We start from the raw sequence: 22,429 nt of genomic DNA, 5'->3' as shown, positions 1-22,429 counted from the left end.
GACGCCGAGGTCCCCAGCCTGTGGACAACTTCCCACCGTCTTCGCACCTGCTTCCCACCGAAGAAGGCTCACCCCGCGGGCCGCGGGCCCGTCCGGGCCCCGTACCGTGGGGGGCGTGTACCGGTTTCTGCTGACGCCCCGCTGGTGGGGGATCAACGTCTTCGTGCTGCTGGCCATCCCCTTCTGCGTCTTCATGGGGTCCTGGCAGCTGAGCCGGTTCGAGGCGCGGGTGGACGACCACCGTGACGCGAAGGCGCATGCCGAGTCCGCCCGTACGGATCCCGCCCGCCCGCTGGCCGAGCTGCTCCCCGTGGACAAGGCGACCTCCGGCAAGCAGGCCACCGCCACCGGGCGCTACGGCAGTCAGTTGCTGGTGCCCGACCGCGAGCTGGACGGGAGGAACGGCTTCTACGTGCTGACCCTGCTGCGCGTCGACGGCGGCAGGGCGCTGCCGGTCGTGCGGGGCTGGCTGCCGGGCCGGGCCGACGCGGCGAAGGTCCCGGCGGCGCCCGCGGGCGAGGTGACCGTCACCGGCGCGCTCCAGGCCTCCGAGCAGCCCGGCGACGACGGGGTGAGCGCCCGGGGCGGCCTGCCTGCCGGGCAGACCGCGGCGATCAGTGCCGCGTCGCTGGTCAACCTGGTGCCCTACGACCTCTACGACGCGTGGATCACCCTCGACACCGCCGGTCCGGGGATGACGGCGGTGCCCGCGAAGGCGGCGGCCGACACGGGGCTCGACCTGAAGGCGTTCCAGAACCTCGGCTACACCGGCGAGTGGTTCGTCTTCGCCGGGTTCGTGGTGTTCATGTGGTTCCGGCTGCTGCGCCGCGAGGCGGAGTCCGCGCGGGACGCCCGGCTCGGGATCCTCCCGGAGGAGCCGGCGCTCACCGGCCCGGCAGCCGTCACCGGCCCGGTCACCGTCGCCGGGGCGTCGGACCGGGCTCAGGACGAGGCGAGCACGCCCGTCCGGTAGATCGTCCCCGCGCACGCGTTCGGCACCGTCGCCCTGGCCGTCGCCGAACCGTCCTCGCCCTTGTACGACACCACGACGCTTCCGTCGGCCGTGCCGTCCTCGGTGTACAGCTGAGCCGTGGCGCCGGAGGTGGTCTCACCGGCGGTCGTGCCGGTCTGGTCGCTCGGCGTCGGCGAGGGGGAGGCCGTGCCGCCGCCGTCGCCGCCACCGGCGCCGCCCGGGGTGGGGCAGGTCTCGGAGGGCACCCAGGCGAACTTCACCTCGTAGGCGGAGCCGGGGGCGAGGGTGAGCCGGGCGACGTCCAGGGACGGGTCGGGCAGGCCGGCCGCCACGTCCCCGGAGACGTGCTCCGCGACGGTGATCTTCGCGGCGTCGGCGGCGCCCTGGGCCTCGTACGTCAGGGAGACGGCGCCGCCGACGGTGCAGGCGGCGGAGGAGGAGTTCTGCACACGGAAGACGCCGTAGACGATGCCGGCCGCGTCGGGGACGGCGACGCCGGGGTCGGTGGCCGTCAGCTGGGCCGGCACACAGGCGGGCGCGCTCGCCGCGGAGGAGGCGGTGGGGCCGGTGGACGCCGTGCTGCCCGCGGAGTTCTTGCTCGGGCCGGAGCCGGTGGCGCCGCTCCTGCCCGGTTCACCGGCCTTGCCGGAGGAGTCGCCGGCCCTGCCCGAGGAGCCGCCGTCGGGGTTCTTGCCCTGATCCACGCCTCCTTGCGCCTGGGAGGCCTGGCCGGCGATCGAAGGGTTGGCGTCGGAGCCGCCGGCGTTCGAGACGTGCACGAGGGCGGGGACGGCGGTACCGAGGAAGAGGGCGGCGGCGGCCATGCCGACGGCCGCCTGCCGCTTTCGGGCCCGCCGGACGGGGACGGCCCGCCGCAGGTGGTCCAGGGCGCCGTCACGGGGCTCCATCTCCTGGACGACGTCGTGCAGCATCCGGCGCAGTGCGAGCTCGTCCGAGTCGAGCCCGTCGGGGCCCTGGTCGTCGAGGCGGTGGTTCACGGTTGAGTTCCCAGCGTGCGATTGCTTCGGCTCTTGGGTGGGCGACGGCGGCTCCTGCCGCGCGAGAGGCTCGTCGCGCTCGGGACCGTCGGGGCTGCCATGAGGGCCCCGCTCTCCGGCTGCTCCGCTCACGCCGGCTCCTCCATGGCTATGCGCAGGGCGGCGATCCCGCGCGAGCCGTACGCCTTGACCGAGCCGAGGGAGATCCCGAGGGTCTCGGCGACCTGGGCCTCGGTCATGTCCGCGAAGTAGCGCAGCACGAGGACCTCGCGCTGACGGCGCTGCAGGCCCTTCATCGCCTTGATGAGCGAGTCGCGCTCCAGCTGGTCGTAGGCGCCCTCCTCCGCGCTGGCCATGTCCGGCATCGGCTTGGAGAGCAGCTTCAGGCCGAGGATGCGGCGGCGCAGGGCGGAGCGGGAGAGGTTGACGACCGTCTGGCGCAGGTAGGCGAGGGTCTTCTGCGGGTCGCGGACGCGCTTGCGCGCGGAGTGGACGCGGATGAAGGCCTCCTGGACGACGTCCTCGCAGGAGGCGGTGTCGTCGAGGAGGAGGGCGGCGAGCCCCAGCAGGGAGCGGTAGTGCGCCCGGTAGGTCTCGGTGAGGTGGTCGACGGTGGTGCCGGCCGCCACGGCGTTCTCCGCGGCTCCGGGGGTCTCTGCGGCTCCGGCGGCTTCGGCGCCGTCACGCTGACTGGGGACGCGGGCGGGCCGCGCTGCGGGCATGGGCGCGATCACCGGCATGCCGCCGGGCACGCCGGACGTGCGGGGCCGCACGGCGCCGCGCGGCGGCCGTAGGGCCGCGCCGAGGGGCGCCACCGGGAGTTCGAGTACCTCTGCCACGCCTGTTGGACACACTTCCCCCCATGGGGGTTGTACGCGTCCGGCGTCTCTTTTGCGTCGGCCAAGGCCCCGCGCACCCGTCTCATGTGTCCCGCTCTTCCCCTGTGTCCCATAGGAACGGGCGTCCCCACGCCCGGACCACGGCGTCCCCATACGCTGTGATCGTTCACACGCCTGCGCACACCGAAGGGTGACCGCAAAGACGCTCCCCGCCCTGCGCACGGTTGCGGAGGGCGGGGAGGAAAATCTTCGGATGCCAAAGGTGTCCGTTACAAGTGGTTCGGACCATCGACCGGCTCACATTGCTTGAAAGATCTTACAATCCGACGAAGCCCTGGTCAGCGCCCTCGCGTCAGGACAGCTCCGCCGCCAGCAGTTCCGCGATCTGCGCCGTGTTCAGTGCGGCCCCCTTGCGCAGGTTGTCCCCGCACACGAACAGCTCCAGCGCCGTCGGGTCGTCCAGGGCCCGCCGCACCCGGCCCACCCAGGTCGGGTCGGTGCCGACCACGTCGGCGGGCGTGGGGAACTCCCCCGCCGCCGGGTTGTCGAAGAGGACGACGCCGGGAGCCGTCGCGATGATCTCGCGGGCCCCGCCGACGGTGACCTCGTCCTGGAAGCGGGCGTGGACGGTGAGCGAGTGCGTGGTGACGACGGGGACGCGCACGCAGGTCACGGCCACCGGCAGCTTCGGCAGCCCGAGGATCTTGCGGGACTCGTCCCGCACCTTCATCTCCTCCGAGGACCAACCGTCCTCGCGCAGCGACCCCGCCCACGGGACGACGTTCAGCGCGACCGGCTCCGGGAACGGCCCCGTGTTGTCGCCGACGGCCCGCCGCACGTCGCCCGGGTGCGTGCCCAGCTCGGTGCCGGCGACCAGCGCGATCTGCTGCCGCAGCGTCTCGACCCCGGCCCGCCCGGCCCCGCTGACCGCCTGGTACGAGGACACCACCAGCTCGCGCAGCCCGTACTCGGCGTGCAGCGCGCCCAGGGCGACGATCATCGACAGTGTGGTGCAGTTGGGGTTGGCGACGATCCCGCGCGGCCGGTTGCGCACCGTGTGCCCGTTGACCTCGGGGACCACCAGCGGCACGTCCGGATCCATCCGGAAGGCGCCGGAGTTGTCGACCACGACCACGCCCCGGGCGGCGGCGACCGGCGCCCAGTGCGCGGCGACCTCGTCGGGGACGTCGAACATCGCGACGTCGACCCCGTCGAAGACCTCCTCCGACAGGGCCAGCACCTCGACCTCCTCGCCGCGCACGGCCAGCTTGCGGCCGGCCGATCGCGGCGAGGCGACGAGTCTGATCTCGCCCCAGACGTCTGCACGCTGGGACAGGATCCGCAGCATGACCGTGCCGACCGCCCCGGTCGCCCCCACGACCGCGAGCGTCGGTCGGCGCGTTGCCGAGATCAACGCCCGGTGCCCCCGTAGACGACGGCCTCGTCGCTGTCGGAGTCGAGCCCGAAGGCGCTGTGCACGGCGCGCACCGCCTCGTTGACGTCGTCGGCGCGGGTCACGACCGAGATGCGGATCTCGGAGGTCGAGATGAGCTCGATGTTGACGCCCGCGTCGGCCAGGGCCTTGAAGAAGTCGGCCGTGACGCCCGGGTTGGTCTTCATCCCTGCGCCGACCAGGGAGATCTTTCCGATCTGGTCGTCGTAGCGCAGCGACTCGAAGCCGATGCCGGCCCGGTTCTTCTCCAGGGCGTCGATGGCCTTGCGGCCCTCGGCCTTGGGAAGGGTGAAGGAGATGTCCGTCAGGCCGGTGGAGGCCGCGGACACGTTCTGCACGATCATGTCGATGTTGATCTCGGCGTCGGAGATCGTCCGGAAGATCGCGGCGGCCTCGCCCGGCTTGTCCGGCACGCCGACGACCGTGACCTTGGCCTCGGAGGTGTCGTGCGCGACACCGGAGATGATGGCCTGCTCCACCGGCTTGTCCCCTTGCTCGATCGGTGCACTGCTGACCCACGTGCCCTCGTGTCCGCTGAAGGACGACCGGACGTGGATCGGGATGTTGTAGCGGCGGGCGTACTCCACACAGCGGTGGAGCAGCACCTTGGAGCCGGAGGCCGCGAGCTCCAGCATGTCCTCGAAGGCGATCCAGTCGATCTTGCGCGCCTTCTTCACCACGCGCGGGTCGGCGGTGAACACGCCGTCCACGTCGGTGTAGATCTCGCAGACCTCGGCGTCGAGCGCGGCGGCCAGGGCCACGGCCGTGGTGTCGGACCCGCCGCGCCCCAGCGTGGTGATGTCCTTCTTGTCCTGGCTGACACCCTGGAACCCGGCGACGATGGCGATGTTGCCCTCGTCCAGCGCGGTCCGGATGCGGCCCGGCGTGACGTCGATGATCCGGGCTTTGTTGTGGACCGAGTCGGTGATGACGCCTGCCTGGCTGCCGGTGAACGACTGGGCGCTGTGGCCCAGGTTTTTGATCGCCATCGCCAGCAGCGCCATGGAGATCCGCTCTCCGGCGGTCAGCAGCATGTCGAATTCCCGGCCGCTGGGCATCGGTGACACCTGCTCGGCGAGATCGATCAGCTCGTCCGTCGTGTCGCCCATCGCGGAAACGACGACGACCACCTGGTGGCCGTTCTTCTTCGCTTCCACGATCCGCTTGGCGACGCGCTTGATGCCCTCGGCATCGGCTACGGAGGAGCCTCCGTACTTCTGCACGACAAGGCCCACGTGCGCTCCTCGCTCAGTTTGTCTCTTTCCCGCACATACGCCCTTGTACTGCGGTCGGCTCAGTCTAACGAGCGCCCGAAATCCGCCTCCCGGGTACCGCATGGTGAGACTCGCGGCCCGCGGAGGACGTGCGGGGCGCCCGTCGTCGGGACTTCCCTGCCCACTGACGCCGAAGTGATAGCTGTGAATTAAGTTTCAAGCACTATCGGCACACCCCGCACCGCCCGCGCACATGTTCCCCGGACCCGCAGGCACGCGCCACCGGCGCGGGCCCGCGCCCGGCCGTCAGTGGTCTCAGTGGTCTCAGTGGTTGACCGGGCCCAGGCCCAGCTGTCCGCCGATCTCCTCCGCCATCACACGGCCCGCCTCGAACTCCAGCGTCTCGTCACCCAGGGGCGACTGGTCGGTGTCGAGACCGTCCAGCTCCTCCAGGGGCTGGTCCAGACGGATGTGCGCGAGCACCGAGTGCAGGGCGCGCAGGGTCGCCGAGGCGGTGGAGCCCCAGTTGGAGAAGTAGGAGAACTGCCACCACCACAGGGCCTCGGCGGTGCGGCCGGCCCGGTAGTGGACCATGCCGTGGCGCAGGTCGGCGACGACGTCCGCCAGGTCGTCGGAGATCCGGGCCGGCACGGGCGCCTTGCGGGGCTCATAGGGGTCGAAGACCTCGGAGTAGACGTCGACCGGCTCCAGGAGGCGGGCCAGGTTCTCCCGCAGTTCGTCCGCGTCCGGCTCGAAACCCGGGTCGGGCTCGTAGCGCTCGTCGGGGAGGATGTCCTCATGGGCGCCGAGACGGCCGCCGGCCAGCAGCAACTGGGAGACCTCCAGCAGCAGGAAGGGAACCGCCGAGCCCGGCTCGTCGCCCTTCGCCACCTCGGTGACGGCCACCAGGAAGCTCTCGATCTGGTCCGCGATCTGGACCGCGAAGTCGTCCGGGTTCTGCTCGGTCGCGTGCAGCGTGGCGTCAGACATCTAGGAGTCGTCTCCCCTCGAAGGCGCGGCCGAGGGTCACCTCGTCCGCGTATTCCAGGTCGCCGCCCACAGGGAGGCCGCTGGCCAGGCGGGTGACCTTCAGGCCCATGGGCTTGATCATGCGGGCGAGGTACGTGGCCGTGGCCTCGCCCTCCAGGTTCGGATCCGTGGCCAGGATCAGCTCCGTGACCGTGCCGTCGGCCAGCCGCGCGAGGAGTTCCCTTATCCGCAGGTCATCGGGACCGACCCCCTCGATGGGGCTGATCGCGCCGCCCAGGACGTGGTACTTGCCGCGGAACTCACGCGTGCGCTCGATCGCGACGACGTCCTTCGGCTCCTCCACCACGCAGATGACCGAAAGGTCGCGGCGGCTGTCGCGGCAGATGCCGCACAGCTCCTCCTGCGCCACGTTGCCGCAGGTCGCGCAGAAGCGGACCTTCGCCTTGACCTCCAGGAGGGCGTGAGCGAGACGCCGTACGTCCGTCGGCTCCGCCTGCAGGATGTGAAAGGCGATCCGCTGCGCGCTCTTGGGACCGACGCCGGGCAACCGACCCAGCTCGTCGATGAGGTCCTGGACCACGCCTTCGTACAACGGACTGCCGTCCTTCCTGGGGTTCCTTGCCGTACGTACGGTAGTCGGCCGGGGCCGGTCCGCGTAAGGGCGGACCGGCCTGCGACCGGGCTAGAAGGGCAGACCCGGGATGCCGCTGCCGCCGCCCAGCCCCTGGGTCAGCGGGCCGAGCTTCTGCTGCTGCAGCGTCTGCGCGTTCTCGTTGGCCGCCTGGACGGCCGCGACGACCAGGTCGGCGAGGGTCTCGGTGTCCTCCGGGTCGACCGCCTTCGGGTCGATGCGCAGGGCCCGCAGCTCGCCCGAGCCGGTCACCGTCGCCCTCACCAGACCGCCGCCCGCCTGCCCGTCGACCTCCGTGTTCGCCAGCTCCTCCTGAGCGCGGGCCAGGTCCTGCTGCATCTTCTGGGCCTGCTGGAGCAGCTGCTGCATGTTGGGCTGGCCACCACCGGAAATCACGATCAGCTCCTGTGTCTACGACTGTCGGGCGTGCCTCACGAGCGGGTTTCACCCCGCTCGGCACGAGCCTACGTGGTCTGTGCGGGTGTCGCCCCAGCACTCTTTCGAGTGAGTTACCGGTGCGGTCTATACCTGATCAAGGCCCACTTCCAGGCGTAAAAGCGATAAAACCTTCCTCTTAGCCACCCATTGGGAGGTAGGAAAGGTCCGGCGCAGCGGCATCAGCGTCGCGGGTGTCACGCAACGTGATCGGTCGGGATCGGTCGGCGTCATCGGATCGGTCGGAGTCCACCGGTCGGGATCAGTAGGGAGTGCCGGGTGGTTCAGCAGCCGGAGATGCAGCCCGAGGGTCCGCCCCAGGACGGGCGGGGTGAGGGCGCGGCCGGGCTGCGGCCGGGCGACCTGACCGGGCGGGCGCTGCCGCTCGGGGACTGGGGCGAGCCCGCGGAACGGCTGGACGAGCTGTACCGCTGGGTGGAGCGCGGCGCGCTGGAGACCGCCGCCTGGTACCTCGGCGACCGGGTCTGGAAGCGGCGCGGCGCCCGGGTGCTGCGCACCGGCGCGGCGGCCGGGGCGGTGTGCGGGGCCGCGCTGCCGTTGCTGGACCTCACGCGCGTGATGGGCGGAGTGGCTCCGTGGGGCTATCTGGCCCTGTTGCTGGCGGTGGCCTGTGTGGCGGTGGACCGGTTCTTCGGCGTGACGTCCGGCTGGATGCGGGACGTGGCCACCGCGCAGGCCGTGCAGCGCCGGCTGCAGGTGCTGCAGTTCGACTGGGCGTCGGAGAGCGTCCGGGAGGTGCTGGGCCCGGCCGAGGGCACGGCGAGCGAGGCCGCCGAGCGGTGCCTGGGGGTGCTGCGGCGGTTCTCGGAGGACGTCACCGACCTGGTGCGCACGGAGACGGCCGACTGGATGGTCGAGTTCCGGACCGGTCCGGCGCCCCTGGGCATCCAGGCGGCGATCGCCTCCGGCGGCCGGCCGGACGTCGGCGGGGGCGCCGGCCGCTTCCCCTCCCCGCCCGGGGTGAACGCCCGCCCCAACATGCCCCGCCAGCGGCCGCCGGAGCCTCGGTGAGGGCCGGGACCGGGACCGGGCAGGCGGATCGCAGGCCGGAAGGGCCGCTCAGCTCTTGGTGTAGATGAGTTTCTCGCCCGTTCCGGTGTTGACGCGCTGGAGCCTGCCGTCGGCGAGCAGGGTGATCTCGGAGGCGGCGCCGGGGCTGCACGAGGAGAGCGGGCGGCCCGTGGTGACCTTGGAGGGGCCGATCCGCAGCGGGCCGCCGGCACCCGGCGCCCGGGTGAGGGTGGCGCTGAACTCGCAGTGGTACGCCTCCCCGTCGGCGACCAGAGCGAGCACGGCGTCGCCGACCTCACCCTGCGTGATGGTCAGCCGTCGGGTGTTCGTGCCGCTGTCGTTCTCGATCGTGGTCGTCCAGGAGCCGAGGAAGGCCGCCGGGACGCCACCGGCCGAGGAGGACGGGGAGGGGGAGGCGGACGGCTCCCCGGACGCGGACGACGAGGGCGGCGTCGAGGTCTCGGCGGAGCGGGTCGTGGAGGTGGAGGCGCCGGCCGTCGGGTCCGCCCCGGAGTCGCCGTCGCCGTTCATGAACGCGTACACCGAGCCGCCCGCGGCGACCGCGACCACCAGCGCGACCAGGACGAGCAGCAGCGTGGTCCGGCCGCTGCGCCGCTGCGGCTCCTGCGCGCCGGCGGGCTCGGCCGGTCCGTACGGGCCGTACGGCGGCGTGGCCGCGCCCGGGCCGCCGTCTGCGTAGGGGTTGTACGGCGCCGGTATGCCGGGCGCCGCGGACCAGCCGTCCGACGGCCCGGGCACGTGTCCGTGGCCGGGAGCCGGGTGCGGATGCTGCTGGGCGTGCCCGTACGCCGGATGCGCGGCGGCGTCCGAGCCGGGCGGGGGCGTCTGCGGCGGGATTCCGTCGGGGCCCGCGATCAGCGTGCGGCGGTGGTCCGGCGCGAGCGTGTCGCCGCGCGGCCCGGAGTGCTCCTCGGCCGCCGCGCCCCCCGTCCGGTGTCCGAACCGGCCGGCCGGGAGTCCGGCCGTCGGGCCGTCGGCGTTCCCCGGGTTCGACGGATACCCCGGGGTCGCGGTGTTCCTCGACCGCTCCGTGCCGTCCGTGCTCTCGGGGTTCTCGGGGTTCTCGGGGTCCTCCACCTCGAGGAGCCGCACGGCGTGCCGGCCGAGCTGGGCCACCAGCGCGCTGGGCAGCCACGGGTCGCGGGAGCGGCCGTCGGAGACGGTGTCGTCGACGCCGGTGAGCTCCAGGACGCGGGCGAGGGAGGGACGGGCGGCCGGGTCCTTGCGCAGACAGGCGCGGACCAGGTCGGCGACGCCCTCGGGGACGCCCGCGAGATCGGGCTCGTCCTCGGCGATGCGGAACATCAGCGCGTGCGCCCCGTCGTCGGGGGCGCCGAAGGGCAGGACGCCGGTGGCGGCGTATGCGATGACCGAGCCGAGGCAGAAGACGTCGCTGGCCGGGGTGACCCCGTCGCCGCGCACCTGCTCGGGGGCCATGAAGCCGGGCGAGCCGACGACCGCGCCGGTCTGGGTCAGCCCGCCGTCGTCGGTCACGCTCTCCAGCGCCCGCGCGACGCCGAAGTCGATGACCCGGGGCCCCTCGATGGTGACCATCACGTTGGACGGCTTCAGGTCGCGGTGGACGATGCCGGCCGCGTGGATGTTGGTGAGCGCGTGGGCGAGCCCGGCGGCGAGGATGCGCACCGACCGCTCGGGCAACGGGCCGTGGTCGTGGCTCACGACCTGCTGCAGGCTCGGCCCGGCGACGTAGCCGGTGGCCACCCAGGGCACGGCGGCCTCGGTGTCGGCGTCGAGGACGGGGGCCGTCCAGAAGCCGCCGACCCGCTGGGCGTTGCGCACCTCCTGGCGGAAGCGCGCCCGGAACTCCTCGCGCGCGGCCAGTTCGCGCCGGACCAGCTTCACGGCGACCGTGCGCCCCCGGTCCGAGCGGGCGAGGTACACCCGTCCCATCCCGCCGGCCCCCAGCCGCGCGAGCAGCCGGTAGCCGCCGATGCGCTGCGGGTCCCCGGGGCCCAGCTTCTCCATCGCAGCGCCGCCTTTCCGCCACATGTGTGATCGAGACATGTGTGTGGAGGCGAGAATAATCCGGCCGTTCGGGGGATAGGGCGGCGCGGTGTCTACGGTTCCGTAACAGGCGGCTCCAGCCCGTCCAGCACCGTGGACAGGCGTTCCAGGACGTGGACGGCCTCGGCGAGCTCCGCCTCGCCGAACTCCCGCGCCAGCCGGTCGGCGAAGGCCGCGTGCCCGGGGGCGATCCGGGCGATCGCGGCCCGCCCCTGCGCGGTGGGCGCGAGCAGCTTGGCCCGCCGGTGGGCCGGGTTGGGCCGGTACTCGGCGAGGCCGCCCTCCACCAGCAGATCGGCGATGCGCTGCACGCTCTGCCGGGTGATGCCCATGGCGCGGGCGATACCGGAGACGGGGAGCGGCTCGCCCAGCACGGCTCCGAGCACCTGCCAGCGGGCTGCCGTGAGCCCGGAGGGCCGTGCCAGTTCCTCGGCCACGGCGAGGAACCGGCCGTTCAGCCGGAACACTCCGAGGGCGCTGCGGCTGAGCAGCTCCTGGCGCGGCCGGCTCACCGGCCGGCCGTCGCCTTCTCCAGCACGGCGTAGGCCTGCGGGTCGGAGTCGTGGAACAGGCGGTACCAGGCGTCCAGGGTCTCGCCCTCGTACACGCCCAGCAGCCGGAGGATCTCGCGCGCGAAGGCGACGGGTTCGGTGGGACCGGCGGTGACCAGCCCGCCGTCCGTCACCGCGTCCGCATCGACGTACCGCCCGCCGCCGCCGTAGCCCGTGGCGGCCAGGTAGAAGGAGACCGCGCCGGTGTGGTCGCGCTCGTCGAGCACGCCTTCGCGGGCGAGCCCGGCGGTGGCCCCGCAGATCGCGGCGACCGGCACGCCGGCGTCGAGGAACCGGCGCGCGGCGCGGGCGAAGGGGGCCAGGTCGTCGGTGGTGTCCCACAGGTCCGCACCCGGCAGGATCAGCAGCGCGCTGTCCTGCGGGCGGACGTCGGTCAGGGCCAGGTCGGGCTGTACGCGCAGGCCGCCGATGCTGACGACGGGTTCGGGGGTGGGGCCCACGGTCCGGATCTCGTACCCGGCGCGCGCGAGGTACGCCGTGGCGTGGCCCGTCTCCCAGTCGGCCAGCGAGTCGTAGACGGCGAGGTGCACGGGCTTGCGACCGCCACCGTCGCCGTCGCCGCGTCCGCCGCTCATGGCTTCTCGGGTCATGTCCCCTCCTCGGGACGGTGAGGCATATGACAACATGCTGCTACTTAGACAGTATGCTGTCAATGGAGCCCCGGGCTCGGCGGACCCGCCCTGCCTCACGCCCGACAACCTGTCGCGGAATCCCGCCGTCCACGGAACAGGACGCCGATACCGCTTCCGCATCGCGGACATTTACGCTCGCCGACATGACCCCTCAGATCGATCCCCGGGCCGGCGCCGCCGTGAAGGCCGCGGACCGCGCGCACGTCTTCCACTCCTGGTCCGCCCAGGAGCTCATCGACCCGCTCGCCGTGGCCGGCGCAGAGGGGTCCTACTTCTGGGACTACGACGGCAAGCGCTACCTCGACCTCACCAGCGGGCTCGTCTACACCAACATCGGCTACCAGCACCCGAAGGTCGTCGCCGCGATCCAGGAGCAGGCCGCACACCTGACCACCTTCGCGCCCGCCTTCGCGATCGAGGCCCGCTCGGAGGCGGCCCGGCTGATCGCCGAGCGCACCCCGGGCGACCTGGACAAGATCTTCTTCACCAACGGCGGGGCGGACGCCGTCGAGCACGCCGTGCGCATGGCGCGGCTGCACACCGGCCGGCCCAAGGTGCTCTCCGCGTACCGCTCGTACCACGGCGGCACCCAGCAGGCCGTGAACCTCACCGGCGATCCGCGCCGCTGGGCCTCCGACAGCGCCACCGCCGGAGTCGTGCACTTCTGGGCGCCGTTCCTCTACCGCTCCCGCTTCTACGCGGAGACGGAGGAGCAGGAGACCGCGCGGGCGCTGGAGCACCTGGAGACGACCATCGCCTTCGAGGGGCCGGGGACGATCGCCGCGATCATCCTGGAGACCGTCCCGGGAACGGCGGGGATCATGCTGCCGCCGCCCGGTTACCTGGCAGGGGTGCGCGAGATCTGCGACCGGCACGGGATCGTCTTCGTCCTGGACGAAGTCATGGCCGGGTTCGGCCGCACCGGCGAGTGGTTCGCGGCCGACCTGTACGGCGTGACGCCCGACCTGATGACCTTCGCCAAGGGCGTGAACAGCGGATACGTGCCGCTGGGCGGCGTCGCCATCTCCGGTGCGATCGCGGAGACCTTCGCCCGCCGGCCCTACCCGGGCGGCCTGACGTACTCCGGGCACCCGCTGGCCTGCGCGGCCGCCGTCGCGACGATCAACGTCATGGCGGAGGAGGGAGTCGTCGAGAACGCCAAGCGGCTGGGCGCCTCCCTGGTCGGACCCGGGCTGGCGGAGCTGGCCGAACGGCACCCGAGCGTCGGCGAGGTGCGCGGCGTCGGCATGTTCTGGGCGGTCGAGCTGGTGAAGAACCGCGAGACGCGCGAGCCGCTGGTGCCGTACAACGCGACCGGCGAGGCCAACGCGCCCATGGCGGCCTTCGGCGCCGCCGCCAAGAAGGCCGGGGTGTGGCCGTTCGTGAACATGAACCGCACCCACTTCGTGCCGCCGCTCAACGTCTCCGAGGCCGAGGTCAAGGAGGGCCTCGCCGCCCTGGACGCGGCCCTCTCGGCGGCCGACGAGTACACCGTGTAGAGCAGGGGGCGGCGGCGGATCCGCACGCCGGAGGAAGCCGTCGCGGTCCCCGTCAGAAAGCGGTCGTGCGCGGACCCGGGAGCCGTCGCGGGACCGTTGTGCACGGAGGGGCTTGATTTCGTCGAACGCGTAAGGTGGCGTGCTCGTACATAACGACGAGCACGCCATTTTTTCCGCCCCCGACGAGGGAGACGCCTCGACCATGCCCGGCAGCACCGGCAACGGCGCCGTGACGCGCAGCACCCTGCGCCAGCAGATCGCCGACGCGCTCCGCGACGAGGTGCTGGGGGGCCGGCTGCAGCCGGGACAGGAATTCACGGTGAAGGAGATCGCCGAGCAGTACGGCGTCTCCGCGACCCCCGTGCGCGAGGCCCTCGTCGATCTCTCCGCGCAAGGCCTCCTGGAGGCCGACCAGCACCGGGGCTTCCGGGTCCCCGAGTACTCGGTCGAGGACTACCGGGGCATGATCGAGGCCCGCAGCCTGATCATCGAGGGGATGTTCGTCGCCTTCGACGAGGGCCGCCAGGGCCACCAGAACTTCGAGGAGCCACGGATCGCGGCCGCCATAGCGGGGGTGCGCCGACGTGGCGAGGAGGCGCAGCGGGCCGCGTCCGCCGGCGACCTCACCGTCCTCATCGGCTACGACCTGCGGTTCTGGCGCGAGTTGAGCGCCCTGTTCGGCAACCCCTATCTCGCCGACTTCCTGCACCGGCTGCGGGTGCAGTCCTGGGTGTGCACGGTGCAGCACCTGCGACGGCTGTCAGACCTGCGCGGCTGCCTGTGGTCCGGCCACACCGAACTCGTCGACGCCCTGTACGCCCGCGACACCGGCGCCGCCCGCGTGATGCTCGCCGCGTACAACGACGAGTCCATCGGCCTGATCGAGCGGCTGGCGGCGGAATGAGCCGTGCGGACGCCCCCGGCACCCGCCCCGTGCCGCGCCCCGCGCCCCGCCCCGCCCGGCGCCCCGCGACCGGCGTCGTGGACCTGTCCGTCGTCATCCCCGCCTACAACGAGGAGCGACGGCTCGGCCCCACCCTGGACGCGGTCGGCCGCCATCTCGACGCGACCGGGAGCCACTGGGGCAGCTGGGAGATCCTGGTCGCCGACGACGGCTCCACCGACGCCACCCGCGAGCTCGTCACCGTCCGCCGCGACCCCCGCGTGCACCTCGTCACCGGCTCCGGCAACCGGGGCAAGGGGCACGCCCTGCGCCTGGGCGTCGCCGCCAGCCGGGGCCGCCGCGTCCTGGTCATGGACGCCGATCTCGCCACCCCCGTCGAGGAGTTGGAGCGCCTGGAGACGGCGCTCCACGACGGACACACGGCGGCGATCGGGTCGCGGGCCGTGCCCGGCGCGACCCTCGGCGACCGGCAGCACCGGATGCGCGAACTCCTCGGCGCCGCGGGCAACCTGCTCATCCGCCGGACGACCCTGCGCGGGATACGCGACACCCAGTGCGGTTTCAAGCTGTTCGACGGCGACAAGGCCCGCGCCGCGTTCGCCGCGTCCCGCCTGAACGGCTACGCCATCGACGTGGAGGTGCTGCGGCACTTCCAGCGCGCCGGCTGGCCGGTCGCCGAGGTGCCCGTGCACTGGTCGCACCGGCCCGGCTCGAAGATCCGCCCGGCGGACTACCCGCGGGTGCTGCGCGACCTGGTCCGGCTGCGGGTCCCGGCGCCCAGACCGGCGGACGTCCTCGCGGCCGCCCTGTTCCTGGTGATGGCGGCGGTCCTCTACTCCGGCCGCGTCCTCGACCCGGCCCACCGCTACCTCACCGACTCCCTCCAGGACCAGAACCAGTGGGAGTGGTTCTTCGCGGTGACCGCCGACAACGTCGCCCGGCTGCGCAATCCGCTCTTCACCGACCTCCAGGGCTTTCCCGGCGGCGTGAACCTGATGGCCAACACGACGATGCCGGGCCTGTCCGTCCCGCTCACACCCCTCACCCTGCTGCTGGGCCCGGCCGTCACCCTCAGCCTGGTGATGACGCTGGGCCTGGCCGCCACCGCGCTCGCCTGGTACCGGCTGATCGTGCGACGGCTCGTGCGGCAGCGGGCCGCCGCCTTCGCCGGGGCCGCCCTGGCCGCGTTCGCGCCGCCGATGGTCAGCCACGCCAACGCCCACCCGAACTTCGTCGTGCTGTTCATGATCCCGCTGATCATCGACCGGGCGCTGCGGCTCACCACCGGTGAGCGGGTCGTGCGCGACGGGGTCGTCCTCGGCCTGATGGCGGCCTACCAGGTCTTCCTCGGCGAGGAACCCCTGCTGCTGGCCGCCCTGGGGATGCTCGTGTTCGCCGTCGCCCACGGCGCCGCGCGCCCCGCCGCGGCCCGTGCGGCCGTACGCCCCCTGCTGAACGGCCTGGCGATCGCCGCCGCCGTCTGTCTGCCGCTGGTCGTCTACCCGTTGGCATGGCAGTTCTCCGGCCCGCAGAGTTACAGCGGCATCGACCACGGCAGCGCGATCGGCGTCGGCAACTCGGTGCGCGCGCTGCTCTCGTTCGCCGAACGCTCCCTCGTCGCGGGCGACGCCGGGCGCGCCGACGCCCTCTCCCTCAACCCGACCGAACAGAACGCCTTCTACGGCTGGCCGCTGGTCCTGCTGGCGTTCGCCGTCACGGTGGCGCTGTGGCGTCGGCCGGTCGTCAGGGCGCTGGCCTGCACCGCGGCGGCCGCGGCCGTGCTGTCGCTCGGCCCGCGCATCACCCTCCCCCTCACCGGCGTCACCGTCCCCGGTCCCTGGGCCGCGCTCGCCGGTCTCCCCCTCTTCGAGTCGGTGATCGAGAGCCGGGTCGCGCTGGTCTGCGCTCCGGCGCTGGGCATGCTGCTCGCCCTGGCGGTCGACCGGCTGGCGCGGGCCCGCCGCCTGGGCACGCAGTACGCCGGGCTGCTCGCCGTCTGCCTCGCCCTGCTGCCCCTGATCCCGGCCCCGCTGAAGTCCGGGCCGCGCCCCCCGGCGCCCGCCTTCTTCACCGACGGCGCCTGGAAGGCGTACGTCCGGGGCGACGAGACGCTGGTCCCGGTGCCGCTCGCCGAGCCCGAGGCGGCCGAGGCCCTGCACTGGCAGACGGCGGCCGGCCTCGGCTTCCGGATGCCCGGCGGCTACTTCAACGGCCCCTACGGCGACGGCGACCGCACCGGCGTCTACGGCGTCCCGCTGCGCTTCACCGCGAGCCTGCTGCGGGACGTGCGGTACACCGGGGTGGTCCCGGTGGTCGACGCCCGCGCCCGGGCCGCGGCCCGCGAGGATTTCGCCTACTGGCGGGCGGGCGCGCTGGTGCTGGCCCCTCAGCGGCACGAGGCCCTGCTGCGTGAGACGGTGGACAAGCTGGTGGGCCGCCCGGGGAGGAGGGTGGCCGGAGTGTGGGTATGGGACCTGCACCAGGGAACGCAGAACGGGAGCTGACGTGAGCCGTACCGACTACCCTTCCCTGACCGGCATTGCCGCATTGTCCGTGCACGACCGTGCAACGCGCTGAGTGAGGAGCTCTCTTTGGCCTGTGACCTGTGGCTGGTGCCGCTCGTCGACGTGTTGTGCCACACCCCCGACAACCCCTTCGCCGACGAACTCGCCCAGTACAACAAGGTGCTGGCCGAGGCGGGTCTCCCGCCGGTGCCGGTGTACCAGTACATGCCCGGTCTGACCGGCGAGGTCGCCCCGGTGGCCGGCTTCGACTACGACGCCCTGCACTTCCTGCGCCGCGCCTACCTGCTGCAGGTGTGCGGACTGCCGGTGACGCCGGTGGACGAGCTGGGCGGCGACTACGAGCAGCTCCTGGAGATGTTCGAGGCGACGGCCAAGCAGTCGCACCTGGTCTGGCACTACGACCACGCGGGCGCGTACGTCCCCGTCGACTTCCTGCAACCGCTGTCGAACGACGAACTCCTCGCGGGCGGCGGCCCCCTTGGCTCCGCGCAGTCGCTGCTGCGGGAACTGGAGTTCGTGGCGCCGTCGCTCGGCATCGATCCGGCCAATCCTCCGGCGGCGCCCCAACCGCCGGCCGGTCCGACGGAGTTGGAGGAGCCCGCCGTTCCGGCGCCGTACGATCCCAGCCCCTTCGCCCGTGAGCGGCACGTCTGGCTGGGGCTGCACGCGGCGGCCACCCGCAGCCTCGCCCAGGGGTCGATGATCGTGTTCAGCTGAGCCGACGTCCCCGCCCGGCGTACCCGCCCGGTGTCTCATGCGGCCTCCGTCCGGCGGGCGTTCGCCCGCGGGGACGGTCAGCGGCCGAGCTGCGAGAGGCCCACCTGCACGTCCTCCATGTTCATCACCGGGGTGTAGGTGATCTCGGCTCCGACGTGCTGGAACCAGGGCTCGCTGAGCACGGGCATCTGCGAGCTCTCCTGCATGTCGAAGACGATGTAGGCGGTGCGCCGGCCGTGGTCGGTGGTGAAGTACGCGGCTTCCGGCTTGATCTGCTCCATCGACTCCTGGATCAGTTTCGTCAGAGTGCCGTTGTGGATGGCCTCGTTGGCCTTGTCCGTGTCCATGGAAGCCTTGAGCAATACGCGCATCGCACTCACCTTCTCCGGACAGACACACGCGGTCACGTGGTCTTAGAATATTCCCTTTTGTCGCATATGACCTCTGCTGTATCAGGAGCCGGGATCACGCAGAAGCGTCGATCTCCCGGACGAGACGGGCCCCTTCGCGGGTCATGACCTCGGGGTCGCGCAGAGCGCTGGAGAGCAGCGACATGCCTTGATAGGCGCCGACCAGCGCGAGCGCGCGGCCGTCGGGCTCGTCGACGCCCATCTCGCGGTACTGCCGCTCCACCCAGTCCAGCAGCCGCCGGATGACGAGCCCGGCCGCGAGGTCGAGACCGCCCTCCTCGCGCTTGTCGAGCTCCACGGCGAGGGTGCCCGTCGGGCAGCCGTAGCGGGCCGCGACATGCCGTGCCTCGACCCAGCCGGCGACGAGGCCCTTCAGGCGCTCACGCGGTTCGGCGAGCTCGTCGAGCCGGGCGGTGAGCGCGTCGAGATACTCGGCGTGCCGGTCGAGGGCCGCCTCGACCAGCTCGTCCTTGGTCTTGAAGTAGTAGTACACGTTGCCGACCGGGACGTCCGCGGCGCGGGCGATGTCGGCGATGGTCGTCCGCTCCACGCCCCGCTCGTGCAGCACCGAGGCGGCGGCCGCAACGAGCCGTCGGCGCTTGTCGCCCTTCTTGGCGGTGCGCTTCTCGATTGAGTCAGTCACCCGACTGACTATAGACAGACACCGGGACACCCGTGCTAGCTTCACGTCCACGAAGTCAGTTAGTTGACTGACTAATAACGAGGGGCAGGAACGGGACATGGCACTCATGGAAGACATCACCGGCGCGATCGTGGTGACCGGCGCGACCGGGAACGTCGGCCGCGCCCTGGTGCGGATGCTCAGCGAGGCCGGATCACCCGTGACGGCCGTCGCCCGCTCCGTCACCGTCGCCGACGTGCCGGCCGGGGTGCGGGCCGCACCCGCCGATCTGGCCGAACCCGCCGGTCTGCGGGCCGCGTTCGCCGGAGCGCAGGCGCTGTTCCTGCTGGTGGCGGGCGAGGATCCGCACGGCGTCCTGGCGGAGGCGAAGTCCGCCGGGATCCGCAGAGTCGTCCTGCTGTCCTCACAGGGCGCGGGAACCCGCCCCGAGGCGTACCGGCATCCGCGCCTGTTCGAGGAGGCCGTGAAGGAGTCGGGGCTCGACTGGACGATCCTGCGGTCGGGCGGCATGGCCACCAACGCGCTCGCCTGGGCCGAGTCGATCAGCGCCCGGCGGGAGGCGGCGGCGCCGTTCGGCGACGTCGGCCTTCCCTTCGTCGACCCCGACGACGTGGCCGCGGTCGCCGCCGCGGCCCTGCTCGGCGACGGCCACCTGAGCGCCATCTACACCCTGACCGGCCCCGCGCCGACCAGCCCGCGCGAGCGGGCCGCGACCATCGCCGCCGCGCTGGGCGAACCGGTGCGCTTCACCGAGCAGACCGAGGAGGAGGCCCACGCGCTGATGTCGAGGTTCATGCCGCTGCCCGCGGTCGAGGGCACCCTCGCGATCCTGGGCCGACCGACCGAGGAGGAGCAACGCCCGAGCCCCGACGTCGAACGCGTCCTGGAACGGGCCCCGGGCAGCTTCGCCGACTGGGCCGCGCGCAACGCGCCCGCCTTCCGCTGAACGCCGCCCGCGGCCGCACGGGACGACGGGACGAGACCCGCCGGACGAGACCCGGCCGAAGGATGCGCCCCCGGCGCCCCGGCCGCCTTCGCACCGCCGGCGGTCCGTCGCCGGATGCCGTGCCGGGGCCGCGCCGACCGACGAGGCCGCAGAGCCGGAGGGACCCCGGAGCCGGAGCGCCCTGAGGGCCCGAGGGCGGGGGGGGGGGGCGAGGGGTGACCGGTCCGTGGACGGGCCACGGGCCGGTCAAGGGTGTCCGAGACCGGCCCGAGCCGACGTACCGCCACCGGGGCTGACTACAGGAACGAGTTGACCTCGATCGTCTCGTCCCGGCCCGGGCCCACGCCGATCGCGGAGATCGGGGCGCCGGACATCTCCTCCAGCGCCTTCACGTACGCCTGGGCGTTCTTCGGCAGGTCGGAGAACGACTTCGCCTTGGTGATGTCCTCGGACCAGCCGGGCAGGGTCTCGTAGACCGGCTTCGCGTGGTGGAAGTCGCTCTGCGAGTACGGGAGTTCCTCGACGCGCCGGCCGTCGATCTCGTACGCCACGCAGACCGGGATCTCCTCCCAGCCGGTGAGGACGTCGAGCTTGGTCAGGAAGAAGTCCGTCAGGCCGTTGACGCGGGTCGCGTAACGGGCGATGACGGCGTCGAACCAGCCGCAGCGGCGGTCACGGCCGGTGGTGACGCCCCGCTCGCCGCCGATCCGGCGCAGCGCCTCGCCGTCCGCGTCGAAGAGCTCCGTCGGGAAGGGGCCCGAGCCGACGCGGGTCGTGTAGGCCTTCAGGATGCCGATGACCCGGCTGATCTTCGTCGGACCCACGCCCGAGCCCGTGCAGGCGCCGCCCGCGGTCGGGTTCGACGAGGTCACGAAGGGGTACGTGCCGTGGTCGATGTCGAGGAGCGTGCCCTGTCCGCCCTCGAAGAGGACGACCTTGTCCTGCTCCAGCGCCTGGTTGAGGACCAGGACCGTGTCGGTGACGTACGGAGCGAGCTTCTCCGCGTACCCGAGCAGTTCCTCGACGACCTGGTCGACGGCGATGGCGCGGCGGTTGTACAGCTTGGTCAGCAGCTGGTTCTTGCCGTCGAGGGCAGCCTCGACCTTCTGGGTGAGGATCGACTCGTCGTAGAGGTCCTGGACCCGGATGCCGACCCGGTTGATCTTGTCGGCATAAGTCGGACCGATCCCGCGGCCGGTGGTGCCGATCTTGCGCTTTCCGAGGAAGCGTTCCGTCACCTTGTCGACAGTCACGTTGTAGGGCGTGATGATGTGCGCGTTGCCGCTGATCAGCAGCTTCGACGTGTCGACGCCGCGCTCGTTCAGACCGCTCAGCTCGGAGAGCAGGACCGACGGGTCGACGACGACACCGTTACCGATGACCGGCGTGCAGCCGGGAGACAGGATTCCGGAAGGGAGCAGGTGGAGTGCGTACTTCTGATCGCCGACGACGACCGTGTGGCCGGCGTTGTTGCCGCCCTGGTAACGCACTACGTAGTCCACCGAGCCACCGAGAAGGTCGGTGGCCTTTCCCTTGCCTTCGTCACCCCACTGAGCACCGAGCAGCACAAGTGCGGGCACGCGCGTACACCCCTTCCGGGTGGGGCATGTCCAAGGCCAGAGGTGTACGCGATGGATCGTTCCACCGCGTGCACCGCACGCACCGCGACCGTGGTCGGCCGCCGCTCGTCGGACCCGGATGCCCCGGAATAGACGAAGCCCCTGGCGCAATAGCGCAAGGGGCTCTTGCACAAAGATGCTACCCGAGGAAGCGAGGCAGGACCGAGGTGGCGACTTCTCCGACGTCCGAACAGCTGCTGGTGATCATCGATCCGGTCGCCCGGCGTATGGACGGGGAGTCCGTTCGGATCGCGAAAGACGTGCTCAGCGCGGGTGCGGCGGGCACCAAGGTGTGTCTGCCGGACGGTCCGGAGGAATTCGCCCGGGCGCTGGCGCGACGGGGCTCCCGGCGGCCGGTGGTGATCGGGGACGACCGTGCGCTGACCCGGGCGGTGGCCCTGCTGCACCGGCAGCGGGCGCTGGCCGCCTGTGTGCTGTCGGTGGTGCCGGTGGGCGGCTCGCTGGGCGTCGCGCACGCCCTGGGGGTGCCCACCGGGGCGGTGGCGGCGGCCCGGGCCGTCCTGGACGGAGCCGAGCGGCGGCTGGACCTGCTGGTGGACGACAGCGACGGCATCGTGCTGGGGGCGCTGCGCATACCGCCCCTCCCGCTCGCTCCACAGGCCCCCGAGAGTTCCCGGGACCCCCTGGACCCCCGGGACCCCCGCGACGCACATGACTCCCGCGACGCACATGACGCGCGCGACTCCGAGTCCCCCCGAGCAGCGCGGAACGACCAGCGGCTGCACGGTGCGTGGGGGCTGCACGGAGGATGGGGGCTGCACGGCACGTGGGGGTCGGGCGGGCCGCGCGGCTCGAGGAATTCGCCGGAGGCGGAGGATTCACGGGGCGCAGGAGGCCTGCGGGGGGACGGCGGGGGCGGGGCGGATTCCGGCCGGCCGTGGCTGCGCACGTGCCAGTCCCTCGTCCGGACCCTGGTGCCCTCCCGGCCGTCCCGGCTCTCCGCCGTCCCCGCGCCGCCGGGACCGGCCCGGCTGCGGATCGAGGTCGACGGGGTGACGCTGATCGACCTCGACCAGCCCGTCGAGGCGGTGTCGGTGATCCCGGGAACGGGCGCCTCCGGCATGGTGACGGTGGAGGTGCGGCCGCTGTCCCTGGGCGCGGAGGCGACACCGCTGCTGGCCCGGGGGCGCACGGTGACGGTCTCGGGCGCGGACTTCCGCTACCGGGCGGACGCGGCGATCGCCGGTCCGGTGCGGCGGCGGACGTGGACGGTGCGGGAGGGCGCGCTGGGCCTGATGCTGCCGGGCCGGTGACGGCGCGTGATCCGGGGGCGCCGACCGGGCGGCTCCGGCTACGCTGCGCGTTCGGCGAGCACGAAGGAGCGGGGCCA

The 22,429-nt window shown here is 72.5% G+C and carries 21 protein-coding genes; 8 read left to right on the top strand and 13 right to left on the bottom strand.

Annotated elements, in window-relative coordinates; translation table 11 throughout:
• The first annotated feature begins 115 nt into the window (after nt 1–115).
• Complete coding sequence (locus BG482_RS08965; protein WP_069768368.1) at nt 116–973, top strand: SURF1 family protein; 858 nt, start codon at nt 116–118, stop codon at nt 971–973.
• On the opposite strand, the gene BG482_RS08960 is transcribed toward BG482_RS08965, so the two are convergent.
• From BG482_RS08960 to BG482_RS08930, 7 genes are all read right to left on the bottom strand, one after another.
• Complete coding sequence (locus tag BG482_RS08960; RefSeq protein WP_069768367.1) at nt 943–1,971, bottom strand: hypothetical protein; 1,029 nt, start codon at nt 1,969–1,971, stop codon at nt 943–945. The genes BG482_RS08965 and BG482_RS08960 overlap by 31 nt on opposite strands.
• Before the next feature lie 128 nt (nt 1,972–2,099).
• Nucleotides 2,100–2,810: a SigE family RNA polymerase sigma factor gene (locus tag BG482_RS08955; RefSeq protein ID WP_079141693.1), complete on the bottom strand. Its 711-nt coding sequence runs from the start codon at nt 2,808–2,810 to the stop codon at nt 2,100–2,102.
• 352 nt (nt 2,811–3,162) lie between these two features.
• Nucleotides 3,163–4,221: an aspartate-semialdehyde dehydrogenase gene (locus BG482_RS08950; RefSeq protein ID WP_079141707.1), complete on the bottom strand. Its 1,059-nt coding sequence runs from the start codon at nt 4,219–4,221 to the stop codon at nt 3,163–3,165.
• Entirely contained in the window at nt 4,221–5,498 is a 1,278-nt protein-coding gene (locus BG482_RS08945) for an aspartate kinase (RefSeq protein ID WP_069768366.1), read from the bottom strand. Before BG482_RS08945 ends, BG482_RS08950 begins: the two co-directional genes overlap by 1 nt.
• Before the next feature lie 303 nt (nt 5,499–5,801).
• Entirely contained in the window at nt 5,802–6,467 is a 666-nt protein-coding gene (locus tag BG482_RS08940) for a DUF5063 domain-containing protein (RefSeq protein ID WP_069768365.1), read from the bottom strand.
• Nucleotides 6,460–7,059 carry a recombination mediator RecR gene (gene recR / locus BG482_RS08935; RefSeq protein WP_069768364.1) on the bottom strand — a complete coding sequence of 200 codons (600 nt, stop codon included), beginning with the start codon at nt 7,057–7,059 and terminating at the stop codon, nt 6,460–6,462. The genes BG482_RS08940 and recR overlap by 8 nt, the downstream gene beginning before the upstream one ends.
• A gap of 90 nt (nt 7,060–7,149) precedes the next feature.
• Nucleotides 7,150–7,494 (bottom strand): YbaB/EbfC family nucleoid-associated protein, encoded by a 345-nt coding sequence (locus tag BG482_RS08930; protein WP_079141692.1) that lies wholly within the window; start codon nt 7,492–7,494, stop codon nt 7,150–7,152.
• Between the two features lie 336 nt (nt 7,495–7,830).
• On the opposite strand from BG482_RS08930, the gene BG482_RS08925 reads away from it, so the two are divergent.
• On the top strand, nt 7,831–8,565 hold the full coding sequence (locus BG482_RS08925; protein ID WP_069768487.1) for an SLATT domain-containing protein: 735 nt from the start codon (nt 7,831–7,833) through the stop codon (nt 8,563–8,565).
• Nucleotides 8,566–8,613: 48 nt separating this feature from the next.
• Here BG482_RS08925 and BG482_RS08920 read toward each other — a convergent pair whose 3' ends face one another.
• From BG482_RS08920 to BG482_RS08910, 3 genes are all read right to left on the bottom strand, one after another.
• Nucleotides 8,614–10,572: a serine/threonine-protein kinase gene (locus BG482_RS08920; RefSeq protein WP_069768362.1), complete on the bottom strand. Its 1,959-nt coding sequence runs from the start codon at nt 10,570–10,572 to the stop codon at nt 8,614–8,616.
• Nucleotides 10,573–10,664: 92 nt separating this feature from the next.
• On the bottom strand, nt 10,665–11,123 hold the full coding sequence (locus BG482_RS08915; RefSeq protein ID WP_069768361.1) for a MarR family winged helix-turn-helix transcriptional regulator: 459 nt from the start codon (nt 11,121–11,123) through the stop codon (nt 10,665–10,667).
• Nucleotides 11,120–11,773, bottom strand: coding sequence for a type 1 glutamine amidotransferase family protein (locus BG482_RS08910; RefSeq protein ID WP_256096310.1), 654 nt, complete (start codon nt 11,771–11,773; stop codon nt 11,120–11,122). The genes BG482_RS08915 and BG482_RS08910 overlap by 4 nt, the downstream gene beginning before the upstream one ends.
• 185 nt (nt 11,774–11,958) lie before the next feature.
• Between BG482_RS08910 and BG482_RS08905 the strand changes: the two genes are divergently transcribed.
• The 4 genes from BG482_RS08905 (at nt 11,959) to BG482_RS08890 (ending at nt 17,460) form a co-directional block, all read left to right on the top strand.
• Nucleotides 11,959–13,314 (top strand): aspartate aminotransferase family protein, encoded by a 1,356-nt coding sequence (locus tag BG482_RS08905; RefSeq protein WP_069768359.1) that lies wholly within the window; start codon nt 11,959–11,961, stop codon nt 13,312–13,314.
• 202 nt (nt 13,315–13,516) lie between these two features.
• Complete coding sequence (locus BG482_RS08900) at nt 13,517–14,218, top strand: GntR family transcriptional regulator (RefSeq protein ID WP_069768358.1); 702 nt, start codon at nt 13,517–13,519, stop codon at nt 14,216–14,218.
• Nucleotides 14,215–16,722: a dolichyl-phosphate beta-glucosyltransferase gene (locus BG482_RS08895; protein WP_079141691.1), complete on the top strand. Its 2,508-nt coding sequence runs from the start codon at nt 14,215–14,217 to the stop codon at nt 16,720–16,722. Before BG482_RS08900 ends, BG482_RS08895 begins: the two co-directional genes overlap by 4 nt.
• A gap of 87 nt (nt 16,723–16,809) precedes the next feature.
• Nucleotides 16,810–17,460 carry a hypothetical protein gene (locus tag BG482_RS08890; RefSeq protein WP_069768357.1) on the top strand — a complete coding sequence of 217 codons (651 nt, stop codon included), beginning with the start codon at nt 16,810–16,812 and terminating at the stop codon, nt 17,458–17,460.
• Nucleotides 17,461–17,537: 77 nt separating this feature from the next.
• On the opposite strand, the gene BG482_RS08885 is transcribed toward BG482_RS08890, so the two are convergent.
• Nucleotides 17,538–17,831 (bottom strand): DUF3303 family protein, encoded by a 294-nt coding sequence (locus BG482_RS08885; RefSeq protein ID WP_069768356.1) that lies wholly within the window; start codon nt 17,829–17,831, stop codon nt 17,538–17,540.
• A 94-nt stretch (nt 17,832–17,925) separates the two neighbouring features.
• Nucleotides 17,926–18,513, bottom strand: a complete 588-nt coding sequence (locus tag BG482_RS08880) for a TetR/AcrR family transcriptional regulator (protein ID WP_069768355.1) — start codon at nt 18,511–18,513, stop codon at nt 17,926–17,928.
• Nucleotides 18,514–18,610: 97 nt separating this feature from the next.
• Between BG482_RS08880 and BG482_RS08875 the strand changes: the two genes are divergently transcribed.
• Nucleotides 18,611–19,459, top strand: coding sequence for an SDR family oxidoreductase (locus BG482_RS08875; protein ID WP_256096309.1), 849 nt, complete (start codon nt 18,611–18,613; stop codon nt 19,457–19,459).
• A 296-nt stretch (nt 19,460–19,755) separates the two neighbouring features.
• Here BG482_RS08875 and BG482_RS08870 read toward each other — a convergent pair whose 3' ends face one another.
• Nucleotides 19,756–21,039: an adenylosuccinate synthase gene (locus BG482_RS08870; RefSeq protein WP_069768354.1), complete on the bottom strand. Its 1,284-nt coding sequence runs from the start codon at nt 21,037–21,039 to the stop codon at nt 19,756–19,758.
• A gap of 206 nt (nt 21,040–21,245) precedes the next feature.
• On the opposite strand from BG482_RS08870, the gene BG482_RS08865 reads away from it, so the two are divergent.
• Nucleotides 21,246–22,352: a diacylglycerol kinase gene (locus BG482_RS08865; protein WP_370745765.1), complete on the top strand. Its 1,107-nt coding sequence runs from the start codon at nt 21,246–21,248 to the stop codon at nt 22,350–22,352.
• Nucleotides 22,353–22,429: the final 77 nt, after the last annotated feature.

This window comes from Streptomyces sp. LUP30, from assembly GCF_001746365.1.
Taxonomy (GTDB): Bacteria; Actinomycetota; Actinomycetes; order Streptomycetales; family Streptomycetaceae; genus Streptomyces.
The sequence above is the reverse complement of the archived record's forward strand: the minus strand, read 5'-3'. Positions and strand labels throughout refer to the sequence as shown.